Genomic DNA, 15,964 nt, shown 5'->3' on the forward strand with positions numbered 1-15,964 from the left:
CTTCAACTAACTTAAAATTATCGTTTTTATTTTGGGAGCGCACGATTGATGCCATCTCAATCGAAAGATATTGAGTACGAAGTGAAGGGGACTACCACTGGGTTGCATTGGTATCACTGGGCTGTTATTTCACTGTCTCTGATACTGACTTTTGGCGCTTACTATATTACTGAACGCCAGACCAACCTGAAAATCACCAATCAGTTTGAGTTTCAGTCACAGCAAATCGTCGAACTGGTACAAGAGCGAATGATTCGCTACGAAGAAGCATTATGGGCGGGGGTCTCCGCATTAAAAATGTTTCCGCGTGATGCCTCGCGGGAAGATTGGCGAACATTTGCAGCAAGCTTACAGATCGATCAGCGTTTCCCGGGGATTAACGGCATTGGGGTGATTCATTATGTGCCGCCGCAAAAGCTTGCCAACTATCTGGCGTGGCAACGGGAATCCATACCTGACTATGGTCTTCATCCTGCTCACGCAGAACCCGAATACTGGCCGATCACCTATATCGAACCGCAATCTGAAAACCGCCGGGCGGTTGGGTTAGATATGGCACATGAAATAAACCGGTATACCGCAGCGAAAAAAGCCCGTGACTCTCAGCATGCGAATATTACCGGCCCGATTACGCTGGTGCAGGATGATCAAAAAACACCGGGATTTTTGTTCTATGCACCGTGGTCTTCACCGGGTCGGCCTTCTGACCGGTATGGTGAAACCGACAGCGATTTTAAGGGGCTGGTGTATGCGCCGTTCATCATGTACAAATTGATGGACGGGACCTTAAAAAATGTCAATCGTCTCGTTAATTTCAGCATTCATGACGGAGACACTTTACTCTATACCGAACTGGATTCAAATGCTGAAAATCTTGATGCTGATCCACTATTTCAACGCGAGATTACGCTGAAACTTTACGGGCGTGAATGGCGTTTTCATCTGCAATCGACACAGCTATTCCGGACGCAACAAAGCAGTGCCCAGCCTTTTGTCATTTTGTTCGGAGGTTTAACGATCGATGTGCTACTTTTTGCCATTTTCTTCATCCTCGCCCGATCAAACCGGAATGCGATTGAGTACGCGCAGAAGGTCACTGCCAGTTTGAAGTTACGTAAAGAAGAATTGGAACAGGCCAGTGACGATCTCCGGCAAAAAAACTGGGATTTGGAAGAAGCCAACAGCGAACTCGATCAGTTTGCCTTTGTCGCCTCTCATGACTTAAAAGCACCGCTCAGAGGGATCAATCAGCTGGCGTTGTGGATTGAAGAAGATAGTGAGGGGAAACTGACAGAAACGACCTATGCACATCTCGAATTAATGAAAAACCGGATCTCCCGGCTCGAGCGTTTGCTCGATGATTTGCTCACCTATTCTCGGGTCGGCAGAAACAAAGAGCTGCCGGTGTCCGTCAATGTTGCGTCTATGATTGAGGACGTATTTCAATTGCTGAATCATGACCACCGTTTTTCGCTAACGGTTGATGCGCCGGATGAAGTCGTGACGACGGTTGCCACACCGCTGGAACAAATTCTCAGAAACTTAATCGGCAATACCATGAAACATCATGATCAAGAGGCGGGAAATATTGCGATTCATGTTACTCAGTCACCACAGTCTCTGCATTTTGAAGTGAAGGATGACGGCCCGGGAATTCCCGTTGAACATCAGGAGAAAGTGTTTGAGCTGTTCCATACCCTTAAACCCCGGGATCAGGTTGAAGGCAGCGGACTGGGATTATCGATCATTAAAAAAATATTAGAGCGTTATCACTGCCCCTATCAGATTCAATCAGACGGAAAACGTGGACTCACGTTTTCATTCTCCTGGCCGATTGGAATGAAATCACAGAATACAGCAGATGATGAGAGAGACGAATCATAAACCAGTCAGTATTTTACTGGTCGAAGACGATGACATTGATGCGATGAGTGTGCAAAGAGCATTGCACAAAATGCAGTTGAGTAATCCTGTGATTCGCGCGATCGATGGCATTGAAGCATTAGAAATTTTACGACAGGGTAAGATTGAGCAGCCATTTATTGTGTTACTCGATTTAAATTTACCGAGAATGAGTGGGCTAGAGTTACTCAGTGTGATACGTGATGATAAAACACTCAAAAATTCAATCATCTTTGTTTTAACGACATCAAAGCGCGAAGAGGAAATTGCACAGGCTTATCAGCATAATGTCGCCGGATATATTGTGAAATCATCGGTCAATCAAGATTTCGACCCTGTATTGGCATTTCTCGAAAACTACTGGCGATTGGTTGAAATTCCGCATTAGAGGCAAGGCGTTCTATGGATATATTGATTATTGATGATGATGCGATCGACCGGATGTCAGCCATCAGAACTTTGCGTCAGTCAGAATTGATTTTAGGCAGAGTTGATCAGTCTGACACTGCGATCGAGGGGATTCGTCAGGCTTCTGAGCACGGCTATGACATGATCTTACTCGATTATCAGATTCCCCCTTCAAACGGTATTGAGATATTGCGTGAGATTCGCGGAGGCAATGATTATTCAACCGCGATTGTGATGTTAAGCCATAGTAATGATGAAAAGCTGGCGTTGACATGTATTGAAGCCGGTGCGCAAGATTTTATTATGAAAAGTGAAATTACAGCGTCACGTTTAAAACGGGCGATTTTGATTTCACAAGAGCGACATTTGCTTGAACAACAGATCCGGGCAAATCACGAGCAACTTCGCTATATCGCAGAGCGTGATAGTCTGACCGGTTTGCGGAATCGATACTTTTTTGATGAAGCGCTTCGGGATGCGGTGAGCAAGAATTCCCGGAGCGGTCAACAATTGGTCTTAATGTTGTTAGACTTGGATAACTTCAAGAAAGTCAACGATGTACTGGGCCACCAAGCCGGAGACTACCTCCTGCAGGAGATTGCCCGACGTCTGGAACAACCTATTCGCAAAAGTGATAAGTTGTGCCGTCTAGGGGGAGATGAATTCGCGATTCTTGTTCATGATTTGCCACAACTTGAGCAGGTTCGCTTACTGGCGGATCGCATTTTAAAATCTTTAGAAACACCGATGATGATTCAGGGACAAACCATCGAAGTGACTGCAAGTATCGGGGTTGCAACCTATCCGTTATGCGCCACCGACGCGACGGGTTTGATGAAATGTGCTGACGTCGCAATGTATCGTGCCAAAGAGCTTGGCCGTAATCGTGTACAGTATTATTCTGCCGATTTACATCAAAAAATCGTTTCACGGATACAATTGGAATTTGATTTAAAGCAAGCGTTAAAAAACGATCAATTAACCTTGTATTTTCAACCGCAGTTAGATGCCCGCTCAGAACGGTTGGTGGGTGTCGAAGCGTTGATTCGTTGGCAACATCACGATTTAGGGATGATCCAGCCGGACGAATTTATTCCGATTGCAGAAGAATCAGATCTGATTATTGAGATTGGCCGCTGGGTGATTCAGGCGGCTTGTTGTCAATTTAGTCAATGGGTCGAAGCTGCGCTGGGAACGCATATTCACTTTTCGATTGCAGTCAACCTGTCAGCGCGTCAGTTAAAGGACCACGCCTTGTCGGAATATCTGCAAAACTGTCTGGCACAATACAACATCCCTGCGGCTCTGGTTGAGTTGGAGTTAACCGAAAGTCATCTGGAGAATAGCCTCAGTGCGATAGAGATGCTGAATAACTTATCAGCCACGGGGGTTCGCCTCTCTCTGGATGATTTTGGCACGGGCTACTCTTCTTTATCACACCTGAGTCAGTTTCCGTTCAGTATCCTGAAAATTGATAAATCTTTCGTACAAAGCTCAGACGATGAAAAACAGCGGACTTTACTCAAAGCTATCTGTGCGTTTGCCCATTCACTGGGATATGAAACCGTGGCCGAAGGCATAGAGACCGAAGCACAAAAACGTTTTTGCCAATCATTGGCGGTTAATCGACTGCAGGGTTATTTATTTTCTCACCCGATTGCGGCACAAGACTTTGAAACCCAATGGCTTTGCCAGACAGGAAACTCATCTGGCAAAGCTGAGTAATCCGTTATATCTGAATCGCCGTAAGCGTGCCCTGACGGATGGCCCGCTTGGCATCGAGTTCGGCAGCAATGTCTGCCCCCCCGATCAGATGGTAGGGTTTATGCAGACCTTCGGTGAGCGTTCGTAAAGGCTCTTGTCCGGCACAAATAATCACATGATCCACGTCGAGACATTGCTGTTGCTGATTGATTTGTAGCCATAAACCATCATCATCGATCCGTAAATACTCACAGCCCGATAACATCTGTACGCCCCGGTTTTGCAAGCTGGTACGATGGATCCAGCCGGTGGTTTTGCCGAGATCGGCGCCGACTTTGGTTGTTTTACGCTGGAGCAGATAAATCTGGCGCGGTGATTTCTGAGGGGGAGGCTGAATGCCTTCGATCCCGCCACGCGCCTTGAGTGTCATATCTATTCCCCATTGCTGCATAAATGTCTCAGGAGTCGTCAATGCGGTTTGATTCGCTTCGTGAGACAGATATTCTGCCACATCAAACCCAATCCCTCCGGCCCCGATAATCGCGACCCGCTGGCCGACGGGATGTTGCTCGCGCAAAACGTCGAGATAACTGAGCACCTTCGCGTGCTCGATCCCCTCAATGGCGGGTGTACGGGGGAAGACACCTGTTGCAATGATCACTTCATCCACATCTGACTGATTCAGTTGTTCCACATGAACATATGTATTGAGCTGAAGATTGATCGGCAATAATGCGAGTTGACGACGAAAATAGCGCAAGGTTTCATGAAACTCCGATTTACCCGGGATCTGTTTGGCGATATTAAACTGACCGCCGATTTCAGCTGCGGCATCGAACAACGTCACGCGATGACCACGGCGGGCCGCAGTGACTGCTGCTGCAAGGCCAGCCGGTCCGGCACCGATGACGGCTATTTGCTTCGGCTGAGCCGTGGGACTGGCGACAAGTTCCGTTTCATGGCAAGCAAATGGATTGACCAGACAACTGGCGATTTTGCCGACAAAAACATGGTCCAGACAGGCCTGATTACAACCGATACAGGTATTGATTTCATCACTGCGGCCCTGACGCGCTTTGTAGACAAATTCAGGGTCGGCGAGAAAAGGGCGGGCCATCGAAATCATATCGGCATCCCCCCGGGCTAAGACGCTTTCGGCCATTTCCGGGGTATTAATCCGGTTGGTGGTAATCACCGGAATGTGAAAGGCCTGACGGAAATGTTTGGTCACCCAGGTAAAAGCCCCCCGCGGGACACATGTGGCGATGGTAGGAATTCTCGCTTCATGCCAGCCGATTCCGGTATTGAGCAGGGTTGCGCCAGCCGCTTCAATCGCCTGACCAAGCTCAGTAATTTCTGCAGCACTGGAGCCACCTTCGACCAGATCCAGCATCGACAGGCGGTAAATAAGAATGAAATGTTGACCGACGGCAGCTCTGACCCGTCGTACGACTTCTAATGGAAAGCGGATGCGATGGTGATAGCTTCCTCCCCATTGATCATCGCGTTGGTTGGTGCGGGTGACAATAAACTGATTGAGCAGATAACCTTCTGAGCCCATGATTTCCACACCATCGTAACCGGCCTGTTGTGCGTTGAGTGCCGTTTGCACGAAGTCGTTAAGCTGCTTTTCAATGCCTTGTTCATCGAGGGCCTTGGGTTTGAAGCGGTTAATCGGTGCCTGAATTGCCGACGGTGCGACCAGTGCCGGGTTATAGGCATATCGTCCGGTATGCAGAATTTGCAGACAGATTTTGCCCCCCTCGGCATGTACCGCTTGCGTGATCAGCCGATGGGCCTGAATTTGCGTTGCTGTGGTGAGCCCCGGACTCTGTGGATGGGTTGCACCTTCCGGGTTAGGGCCGATGCCGCCGGTCACAATCAAACCGACCCCACCTCTGGCACGTTCAGCATAATAGGCGGCAAGGCGTTTCTCACCGTGCGGGATATCTTCTAATCCGGTATGCATCGATCCCATCAATACCCGATTTTTCAACGTGGTAAAGCCTAAATCCAGTGGTTGGAACAGGTGTGGGTAATGTGGATGGTCTGATGCCGTCATATGCGATATCCCTCTGTTTTTATCTTGACAGTGTCAATATTGTCGATGATTTTGACACTGTCAAGATTCGTGCTAATTTACAGCGTATGACATCAAAAAAATCAAACTACCATCATGGTGATCTGCGCCGCAGTCTGTTGCAGTCAGCCAGTCTCATGTTGAGAGAGACTGGTATTGAAGGCTTGTCACTGCGTAAGCTGGCCGACCACGTCGGTGTATCCCGGACCGCGTTATATCACCATTTTCAGGATAAAAATGAATTACTCTGCGCATTGGCTGAGCAGGGATTTCATCATTGGTATCAGCGGACTCGTCAACTGGTCGAGAGTACAGAGTCTGATCATCGTGAGATGTTTCGCCGCTTCTTCTATCACTACATTCAGGATGCAACCACAACGCCGGAAACCTACGAACTGATGTTTGGCCGGGCTATCTGGAAGCAAGCACAGGCCACCCCGACATTAAAAGACATTGCCTATCTCTGTTTTCAGTATCAGGTAGAAATTACCGCACGCTGGCAGCAGTTAGGGCTATTTCCTCAGGAAGAAACCACCGTGCGGCTCGCGCAGGTGATCTGGAGTACCATGCACGGGTTAGCACGATTGGTTATCGACGGCGTCTATGCCGATAGTCAGCATATTGATGATATGTGTGATTGTGCGATTCGGATGTTACTGACACCGGACACGAAGGCATCAGACAAGTGATAACAGTGAGAGAAAAACATGTTGGGTATTGCCTTGGACGTGGCGCCACCCAAACATGTGGGGGAATACAGCTAAAGATTGTTTAGTTGAATCACATCAACTAAATAAAAAATATGTGCTACGAGCTAAACAGAATTTCTCCGGATTCATTGAGACATAGGTGAGCCTGATGATTCTTGAGTAACTGAACGGCAAGCATCGGACTAACTGCTAACAATTCACCTTTCGCGTGGGCAATTGGCGCTTCCCATACGTTGTCTCGGTGTTTTCCGCTTTGATCAAACTGAACTAAAACTTTCATATTTACTTCTCCTCAACCACGGTTTTTATTGAATTTCTTAGTAACCTGAATGTAAACGTAGCGTAAATGAACTGTTACTTCACTAGTTAAAAATGGAAGATTAATTTGATGAAATAATTATTAATATCATTAATAAATGTAATCTCATGTTCACATTAAATAATGTTATTACTCATATTGAATATGATTCGAGGCCATATTGCAGCCTGTTAATACCAGAAGAGATCGGCTGACTCTCTTCCTGCGCTGATAAATTGGTATGATATTCTTCTTTTTCTTTAGATTTTGGCCATCACTCATCAAGCATCATCGCGATTCGTGATCTTAGTGGGAGGCACCATCTGCCAGTGTCATATACTGAGCGATACCGAGCACTGCTTAGGGGCTGGTTTGATGTTCATCGGTGGAAAGCAGATCACTGTTGAGCCGACATAAAGCGCAAAAATTTGTAGTTTTCAGGATAAAAAATAAGCTAACATCTTGAAAATTACCTATAAACCACCACAATTTGATAAGTAAGAAATCAATAAGTAATAGATAAGTAAGCAATAGAACCAATCATCAGTCGATATGAATCAGTTGATGAATTTCAGTGGCAGCATCATATTTGGCGGCCCAATAAACGTGGGGGAATCGGATGAAACGACCATGGAAGTCATGGATAACATTAATGCTGTTGAGTGGGGTGGTGGGCTGTAGCAATACCAGATCGGTTGAGGATGAGACATCCACAACACAACAGGACGCGAGCCATGCGGACCGCGAAACCGTCATGCAGCAGATCGATCAGTCCTATGGATATGAATTTGCACCCCAGAGTGATGTTGCAACGCAGGAGACCGTGCATCAACCAACGGACGTCAGCGAGAAGGCATCAACTGAATCTGTGGGACGTGAGCACGTTGAGCAACCTATTGTGGCTGATCGCCAGACGTCCCCTGATGCCACGGTCACCCCGGCTGAGCCGTCAGGCACGGATCAAAAAGGTTGGGTGTATCTGCCGGGGGTCGATGAAAAGTTTCCGGCTCAACTTGATCGGGATGCTGAAATGTCCCAGTTATCGACAACGGATGTGAATTATTTCCGGCGCAGTGGTCAGGAATGGGTTCAGTTCCGGATTCAATCGGATTCGCGCAAAAGTGCCTCGGTCAGTTTACCGATCATGCGGTGGATCGATATTACCTCCACCCAAGCTCATGCTGCTCAGCGACATCCGGTTGTCGTGACTTGGATTGAATTTGGCAAAGAGATTAAAGAGCGGACGGAATTCATGCTGACGGATACCATGCAACGAACCCGTTTCCCCGTGCGACTCGGACAAAGCTTGTTCCGTGATATGGCATCTCATGAAACTGAACAGACTATTGATATATTTAATTAGAAACATGAAATAAAATTAAAATGACGGTTTAAAAACATCCAGTTGTTATAATATATTGCTCAATAGCCCCGGAATGCTTTTGTATTCCGGGGCTATTTTTATATAAATATCAATAGAATGAAAAATAAATAAGCCTTTCCTGATTTGATAGCTTTATTTCAACGACGCGATCACAGATTGATACTTCGGTTTAAAAATATATGGATACGAATAACAAAAAATTGAAGTGGGATCTCTCAAAAATTTTATTTAGTGATACTCTATATGCGACCTGATTTATATTTCTGGTCTATGTTTAAGCGGTTTGTCAGTGCTTCTCCACAATTGAAGAAGTCTTTGGATAAATCGCGATATCAGCGTTTAACGCAAAGGAGAAAACATGAAGGAAAGAACACAACGACAATGGCTAGGTTTCAATGCGAGACAGATCCGGGGCAAAGCTGCGCCAGTTCTGACAGTCATCGCTGCCTTGATGATCCCATTTACGGGAGCAGTGGCCAGCAGTGAAGCAGATGTCAGTGCGGCATCGTCAGGTTTTGCTGCCTATTATGCTTCAGAGTCATTTGCCGGACTGGCAAATAATGGTGGCGTTGAAAATGGGTTAACCAACTGGTCATCTATTGGTGGTTATGTGACCCGTACAACGCAGGCAAGTCATAGTGGTGCGGCAAGTGTCCTTATTGCAAACCGCAATGCGACTTGGAATGGCATTACATTTAAGCCAGCACCGTTAGTCAATGGTAAAAAATACAACGTATCCGTTTGGGTCAGATTAGCGCCGGGATCTCAAAGCGCCAATATTATCCTGACCGGTAAACGGACCGACGATTCCGATACATCGACAACCAATGAATATACACGGATTGCGATGGCAAGAGCGACAGACTATCAGTGGACGGAACTGAAAGGTTCATATACACAGTCTGGCACACCATTCCAGCACTTCATCATCGAATCTGATAATAGCAATGTCAGCTACTATGCAGATGACATGTCGGTTGAAGATGTTGGTGGTGGTGATAATGGTGGCGGTGATACCCCGAATCCAGGCAACGGTAAAAAATTCGTTGGTAACATCACAACCTCGGGTCAGGTCCGCGGCGATTTCACCAGATACTGGAACCAAATCACCCCAGAGAATGAAGGCAAATGGGGATCCGTCGAAAGAACACGTGATGTCTATAACTGGAGTAGCATTGATGCCGCTTATAATTATGCCAAACAGCATAATATTCCATTTAAACAACACACCTTCGTCTGGGGAAGCCAGTACCCAACTTGGATCGATCGCTTAAGCCCATCTGAACAGGCTGCTGAAATCGAAGAGTGGATTCGTGATTTCTGCCGTCGCTATCCTGATGTTGCGATGATTGACGTTGTGAACGAAGCCACACCGGGTCATGCTCCGGCAGAGTACGCCAGAAGAGCATTTGGTAATAACTGGATCACCAAATCATTCCAACTTGCACGTCAATATTGTCCGAATGCAACCTTGATTCTGAATGATTACAACGTGTTAAGCTGGAACACAGATCAATTCATCGCGATGGCAAAACCTGCCGTACAAGCGGGTGTTGTTGATGCGATTGGTCTTCAGGCGCATGGATTGGAAGGATTCTCGAATGCTGCATTGCAAGCGAATCTGAACAAAGTCATTGCGCTGGGATTACCGATCTATATCACTGAATATGATGTTGCGAAAACCAACGATCAGGCTCAGTTAGATGTCATGAAACGTCAGTTCCCACTGTTCTATAACTCAGATGCGGTTGCCGGCATTACCCTGTGGGGATATGTCGTCGGCAGAACTTGGGTTGATGGTTCTGGTCTGATTTATGACGATGGTTCACAACGTCCGGCAATGCGTTGGCTGATGAACTACTTAGGCCGATAATCATAGCAGTCATACGCTCTGCTCACCATTTGGAACCGGTGTCTGAGCAAGCGTACTGAACACTGCACTTTGATCCCCTCAGGCATCATGTCTGGGGGGATTTTTATATTGGGTGACAGGTTCAAGAAACAGTGAATGGTGAGCATGAAGTGTCACCGCTCATTGTTCAATCAAGATCAATGTTCAATCAAGATCAATCGGGATGTGTCAGCGTCAGATATAAAAAAGCCAGTGGGGTGTCGTTCCCACTGGCAAACCGTTTTTAACGGGGCAAATCTGCCCGAGAGGTTTAGGAGATTATGCTTTTGCTTTTTCTAACGCGACCTGAGGTTTAAGCATTGCGTAACCAATACCAGTAATCGCTGTACCAACCGCGATAGCAACCAGATACATTAGAACCGGTGAAATTGCGTTTGGAATTAGCAGAACGAACAGACCACCGTGAGGTGCCATCAGTTTTGCACCGAACAGCATCGAGAGTGCACCTGTGACTGCGCCACCGGCCATACACGCCGGGATAACACGCATTGGATCTTTGGCTGCAAATGGAATCGCACCTTCTGAGATGAAGCACAGACCCAGCACGAATGATGCTTTACCAGCTTCTTGTTCACTTTTCTCAAATTTGCTTTTCGCAATAAAGGTTGCAACACCCATACCCAACGCTGGCACCATACCGGCAGCCATAATCGCAGCCATTGGCAGGTATTGTTGAGAAGCCAACAGACCGACACCGAAGGTATAAGCAGCTTTATTGACCGGACCACCCAAGTCAAAGCACATCATGGCACCCAGAATAATACCCAGCAGAATCGCATTGCCTGAACCCATGTTCTCAAGGAATGACGTCATCGCTGCCATGATATTCGCAACAGGCGTACCCACGATATAAATCATGATCAAACCGGTTGCCAGTGTGGCTAAGAACGGGATAATCAGAATCGGCTTTAGTGCTTCCATCGACTGAGGCAGTTGAACTTTATCTGCAATCAGTTTTGCTGCGTAACCGGCGATGAAACCAGCCACAATACCACCAAGGAAACCAGAACCGATCGAGCTGGCTAACATACCACCGACTAAGCCGGGTGCAAGTCCGGGACGGTCTGCAATCGAGAAGGCAATGTAACCTGCCAATACCGGAATCATCAGAGCAAAGGCTGAACCACCACCGATTTTCATCAGTGCCGCAGCAAGCGTGCCTTCTTCTTTAAAGGCTTCAATCCCGAAGACGAACGATAGTGCGATGATCAAACCACCGGCAACCACTACCGGTAGCATATGTGATACACCGGTCATCAAGTGTTTATAAACACCTTTCTTCTCTTCACTTGCTGCATCATTTGAACCCGCAGAGCCCTGATAAACAGTTGCCTGAACGAATGCTTTTTCGATCTCTTCCTGTGTTTTTTTCAGTGCCGGGCCAGTTTTCGTCCGGTAGAGTTTTTTACCGTTGAAGCGATCCAGTGGGACCTCAATATCCGCAGCAATGATAACCAGATCAGCGGCTGCAATTTCTTCGGCAGTCAGTTGATTTTTCGCACCGACTGAACCACGGGTTTCAACCTTAATCTGGTGACCCATCGTTTTGGCTGTATTTTCCAGAGCTTCAGCCGCCATGAATGTGTGTGCAACACCTGTCGGACAGGCAGTAATTGCAACGATTTTCTTGGCCGCACCCGCTGATGCAGCTGGCGCTGCTGCTGCGGCGACAGGTTGTGCTTTATCAAGAACTTGTGCTTGTTCAGCGGCTTTGTTCAGATAAGCTTTCGGATCTGCTGTACATGCGGCAATATCGCTTTGGTAAACTTTTTTGCCAACAAAACGGGTGGTATCAACAGGGGTATTGGCAGCAATGACAACCAGCTCAGCTTCAGCAATATCGGCATCAGTGAGCGTATAGCCATCGACAACGGAAGAGTGACATTCAACCGTTGCTGACCAATCCAGAGACTTCGCTGCTTGCTCTAACAGACCGGCAGCGAGAATACTATTTGCGACGCCGCTCGGGCACGCGGTAATAATGGCAATTTTCATAGTTACGACCTTATTGTTGTCCTTAATTACTAGCCTCAGGGCTATACGGTTGTAATTGGATTTGCTGTTGTAGGGTGTTTAACTCTTGGATATCGGCGACACCGACACCCACCTGACTCACTGCTAGTGCAGATAGTGCCGTTGCAAAGGTAAGTAATTCCTCCTTCTTCATGGATTGCATGTGCCCCCAGCACAGACCCGCAACCAGCGTATCACCGGCGCCGACGGTACTGACGACATTCATCCGAGGTGGTTTTGCATGTAGCCATTGATTGTTGTTGAGCCACATCACCCCATTTGCACCCATTGAGACAACGATATTCTCAATCTCTTTTGCGGCGAGTTCACCCGCTGCTTGTTGACATTCAGCCGCAGACTCAAGTGGTCTGCCGACAAAATGAGACAATTCTTCATCATTGGGTTTAATTAACCACGGATGCGCATTCAGACCCGCAGCAAGCGCATCACGGCTGCTATCGAACAGCACTTTTTTACCCAGTTGGTGAAGTTTCTCGATCCAAGCCGCACACAGTTGCGGTGAAACCCCCTTGGGTAAACTGCCTGCCAGTACGAAGTATTCGTGACTTTCAGCCAGACGGAACAACGTTTCTTCAAATGCAGCAATGGCCTGTGATGAGACTTCAACACCCGGGAAGTTGATATCGCTGACCTCACCGGAGCTTTCTACCAACTTCACATTGATGCGGGTCGAGCCATCAACCCGGATAAATTCATCTTTGGCACCCATTGTTTCAAAGAGTTGACAAAAGATGTCTTGATTATCTTTGCCCAGAAAACCAGTCACCGTCACTTCGGCACCCAGATCACTGAGCACTTGAGCGACGTTGACGCCTTTTCCTGCGGCATGCAGTGAGCCCTGTTTGACCAGACTCACTGAACCCACTTGTAAGGTGTCAAGGCTGCCTGTCAGATCCAGTGCCGGATTGAGCGTAATGGTGACTACTCGATTCGTCATAATGATCCCTTACTGTTCGCCTAAACCGGCAGCGATTGCCGCACCCAGTGCTTCAAGGGCCTGACTGGCATCTGCACCATTGGCAGTAAATTCAAGTCGGTGCCCGCATTTCACACCCAGAGCGATCACTTTCATCAGGCTCTTGGCATTCACGGCTTTACCATCGCCATCCAGATTGGCCACTTTGATGTCTGATTCGAATTTCTTCGCTTCCGCCACCAGCATTGCGCCCGGACGAGCATGCAGACCGTGTGAATTTTTCACCTGGAAAACTGCCGTATTGGCATCACTACCAGCCTCTGCCGGTGCAGATTCAGCTAAGCCGAGTACGTTCAGAACCGCTTGCTTGTCAGTGGTGAAGAGCGCCTGTTGATTCTTCTGGAAAACAATCTCTGTGATTTTTTGCATCAGCGGCTGGTGTGCGGCATTACATGCAGCAACAACGAGCAGTCCTTTAACTGGCTGGCCCTGTACGTCAAACGCATCGCTTGCAGTGATAAATGCCAGACCGGTACGAGACACACCACGATTGCTACTGGTCAGCCACAGACCGCCACCCAGTGGTGTTGCATCTTTAGCAATGATGTCAGCCACAAAATCGCTGCTCACGCCGCCTTTGTTTTTCAGTAGTCCGCTGGCAACTGCCGAGAGCTGAATCAGATCGGTTGCCGGGAATTGCAGTTGAATGAGGGTCTCATCAAAGTCGGCTTCAAACTGAACATCACCATTGAGCAGGGCAATGATTTCTTGTGCCTTGCTGGCTTGTTGCAATTTTTGTTCAACGCCATCGGCGGACAGCACTTTGGTGAGTTGTTTCAGAATACCGAGGTGTTCATCCGATTTGGCAGCGATACCGATCGCAACATAGACGGTGTTACCATCCCCCCAGTCAACCCCTTGAGGGAAGTGGTGAACCGCAACACCGGTTTCTTTGACTAAAGAGCGGGTGTCGGTTGTGCCGTGCGGAATTGCAATACCATTACCGAGAAATGTTGAATTTTGTGCTTCCCGGTTAAGCATTCCATCGACGTACCCGGCATCGACAAGTCCTTTTTCACTCAGATGGGCAGCAATTGCGCGAATCGCATCTTGTTTGTTCGATTGAGACTGTTCCAGATGGATGTCATGAGGAGTGAGTTGCAGCATGTTTGGCCCCTTTAATTGCCTTCATTTGGCGATTGAGTGCGGACACATCCGATAGCTCTCTAATGGAGTTTCTGGGGGGATAAAATTCCCTGAGTGTCGACACTATTGTTTATTATTTCAATGCGCTGAAACGTTTCAGCAAGGTTTAAAAAAGTTCAGCAAAAGTCACTTCATACGGACTAATAATATTGAAGTCATCTAACAAATAGTCCAAAAAACTAGATTCCGCTATCATTTTTGAGTTTTGCTGAATCCTTTCAGCTTTTATAGTGAATCGATTCAGCATATAGTTCAATCCTATTGAGGATCTTAATTTTTATTTCTATGATCCGACGCACACTAAAAAGAGTAGCGATATGACACTAGATGAAATTGCTAAATTGGCTGGCGTGTCTAAAACAACGGCAAGCTATGTGATCAATGGAAAAGCGCAAAAGTATCGCATCAGTGAAAAGACTCGACTGAAAGTTATGGATGTGGTGAATGCGTATAACTACCGGCCCGATCACACAGCTTCTGCTTTGCGGGCCGGGAACAGTCGCTCATTCGGCTTGATTATTCCTGATCTGGAAAACACCAGTTATGCGCGGTTATCGAAACTGTTAGAGCAAAATTCCAGACAGGCGGGATATCAGATTCTCATTGCTTGCTCAGATGACAACCCCGACACTGAAATGTCCGTCGCAAACACACTGATTGCCCGTCGCATCGATGCACTGTTTGTTGCCAGCTCGATTCCCAATGCCAGTGAATTTTATTATGGGCTCCAACAGGCCGGCACGCCGGTCATTGCGATTGACCGTCCGCTCGATGATGAATTTTTCGCCTGTGTCGTCAGTGAAGATTACAGTGCCGCTTTGGAACTGACCGAATCGGTGTTGGATGATCAATTGCAGTCAATTGGTCTGATTGGCGCACTACCGGAACTCAGTATTTCAACTGACCGTCAGCTAGGATTTGAAGCTGCAGTAAAAGCCAAAGGCATTCAGATTTTAGAAGGCTACGGCAATCACTTTAACCGTGAAGAAGGAAAGAAAATTTTCTCCGGATGGGTCGAGAAGGGCACCGTGCCCGAGGCGATTGTGTCAACCTCCTACACATTATTGGAAGGGATTCTGGATGTCCTGCTGGAACACCCCCAATTGATGGATAACATTCGCTTAGCAACTTTCGGGGATAACCGCCTGCTGGACTTTTTACCGCTGAAAATTAACTCCTTACCACAGCAGTTTGAACTGATTGCCGACAGTGCGCTGGCCGTCGCTTTAAATGCAACCGCAAAACGCCACCAGCCCGGGATTGAGTTGGTTCCGCGGAAGTTAAAAGTACGTCGCAATCCAAGCCTGTCATGATGGCGTAAATCATGACGTGGTTGATATCAGTCGGGTGACCATCTGACACAGGTTATCCTGATACAGATCGTCACCCAAATCGAGCCACGCACGTTAT

At 47.4% G+C, this 15,964-nt stretch carries 12 protein-coding genes; 7 read left to right on the forward strand and 5 right to left on the reverse strand.

Annotated elements, in window-relative coordinates; genetic code table 11:
• Positions 1–48 precede the first annotated feature (48 nt).
• The 3 genes from OCV37_RS16695 to OCV37_RS16705 are packed head-to-tail and all read left to right on the forward strand — an operon-like array spanning position 49 to position 4,035.
• Positions 49–1,884, forward strand: a complete 1,836-nt coding sequence (locus OCV37_RS16695) for a CHASE domain-containing protein (protein WP_051680736.1) — start codon at positions 49–51, stop codon at positions 1,882–1,884.
• Positions 1,862–2,290, forward strand: a complete 429-nt coding sequence (locus tag OCV37_RS16700) for a response regulator (protein WP_261888164.1) — start codon at positions 1,862–1,864, stop codon at positions 2,288–2,290. The genes OCV37_RS16695 and OCV37_RS16700 overlap by 23 nt, the downstream gene beginning before the upstream one ends.
• Positions 2,291–2,304: 14 nt before the next feature.
• Entirely contained in the window at positions 2,305–4,035 is a 1,731-nt protein-coding gene (locus OCV37_RS16705) for a putative bifunctional diguanylate cyclase/phosphodiesterase (RefSeq protein WP_038184047.1), read from the forward strand.
• A gap of 4 nt (positions 4,036–4,039) precedes the next feature.
• On the opposite strand, the gene OCV37_RS16710 is transcribed toward OCV37_RS16705, so the two are convergent.
• On the reverse strand, positions 4,040–6,076 hold the full coding sequence (locus tag OCV37_RS16710) for an NADPH-dependent 2,4-dienoyl-CoA reductase (RefSeq protein WP_038184044.1): 2,037 nt from the start codon (positions 6,074–6,076) through the stop codon (positions 4,040–4,042).
• Here OCV37_RS16710 and OCV37_RS16715 point away from each other — a divergent pair.
• Positions 6,055–6,783, forward strand: a complete 729-nt coding sequence (locus OCV37_RS16715) for a TetR/AcrR family transcriptional regulator (protein WP_211252077.1) — start codon at positions 6,055–6,057, stop codon at positions 6,781–6,783. The genes OCV37_RS16710 and OCV37_RS16715 overlap by 22 nt on opposite strands.
• Before the next feature lie 118 nt (positions 6,784–6,901).
• On the opposite strand, the gene OCV37_RS16720 is transcribed toward OCV37_RS16715, so the two are convergent.
• On the reverse strand, positions 6,902–7,084 hold the full coding sequence (locus OCV37_RS16720; RefSeq protein ID WP_038184042.1) for a hypothetical protein: 183 nt from the start codon (positions 7,082–7,084) through the stop codon (positions 6,902–6,904).
• Between the two features lie 637 nt (positions 7,085–7,721).
• On the opposite strand from OCV37_RS16720, the gene OCV37_RS16725 reads away from it, so the two are divergent.
• Together OCV37_RS16725 and OCV37_RS16730 are read left to right on the forward strand one after the other, a co-directional pair.
• Positions 7,722–8,465: a putative ATP-dependent zinc protease gene (locus OCV37_RS16725; protein WP_084717507.1), complete on the forward strand. Its 744-nt coding sequence runs from the start codon at positions 7,722–7,724 to the stop codon at positions 8,463–8,465.
• A 379-nt stretch (positions 8,466–8,844) separates the two neighbouring features.
• A complete protein-coding gene (locus OCV37_RS16730) occupies positions 8,845–10,359 on the forward strand; it encodes an endo-1,4-beta-xylanase (RefSeq protein ID WP_051680733.1) in 1,515 nt (504 codons plus the stop codon).
• 297 nt (positions 10,360–10,656) lie between these two features.
• On the opposite strand, the gene fruA is transcribed toward OCV37_RS16730, so the two are convergent.
• The 3 genes from fruA to fruB are packed head-to-tail and all read right to left on the reverse strand — an operon-like array spanning position 10,657 to position 14,515.
• Positions 10,657–12,393 (reverse strand): PTS fructose transporter subunit IIBC, encoded by a 1,737-nt coding sequence (gene fruA / locus OCV37_RS16735; protein WP_038184040.1) that lies wholly within the window; start codon positions 12,391–12,393, stop codon positions 10,657–10,659.
• A gap of 22 nt (positions 12,394–12,415) precedes the next feature.
• Complete coding sequence (gene pfkB, locus OCV37_RS16740; RefSeq protein WP_038184038.1) at positions 12,416–13,369, reverse strand: 1-phosphofructokinase; 954 nt, start codon at positions 13,367–13,369, stop codon at positions 12,416–12,418.
• Between the two features lie 9 nt (positions 13,370–13,378).
• A complete protein-coding gene (fruB, locus tag OCV37_RS16745; protein WP_038184035.1) occupies positions 13,379–14,515 on the reverse strand; it encodes a fused PTS fructose transporter subunit IIA/HPr protein in 1,137 nt (378 codons plus the stop codon).
• 356 nt (positions 14,516–14,871) lie between these two features.
• Here fruB and cra point away from each other — a divergent pair, with 356 nt between their 5' ends.
• Positions 14,872–15,867: a catabolite repressor/activator gene (gene cra / locus OCV37_RS16750; RefSeq protein ID WP_038184032.1), complete on the forward strand. Its 996-nt coding sequence runs from the start codon at positions 14,872–14,874 to the stop codon at positions 15,865–15,867.
• Positions 15,868–15,964: the final 97 nt, after the last annotated feature.

The organism is Vibrio rhizosphaerae (assembly GCF_024347095.1).
GTDB lineage: Bacteria > Pseudomonadota > Gammaproteobacteria > Enterobacterales > Vibrionaceae > Vibrio > Vibrio rhizosphaerae.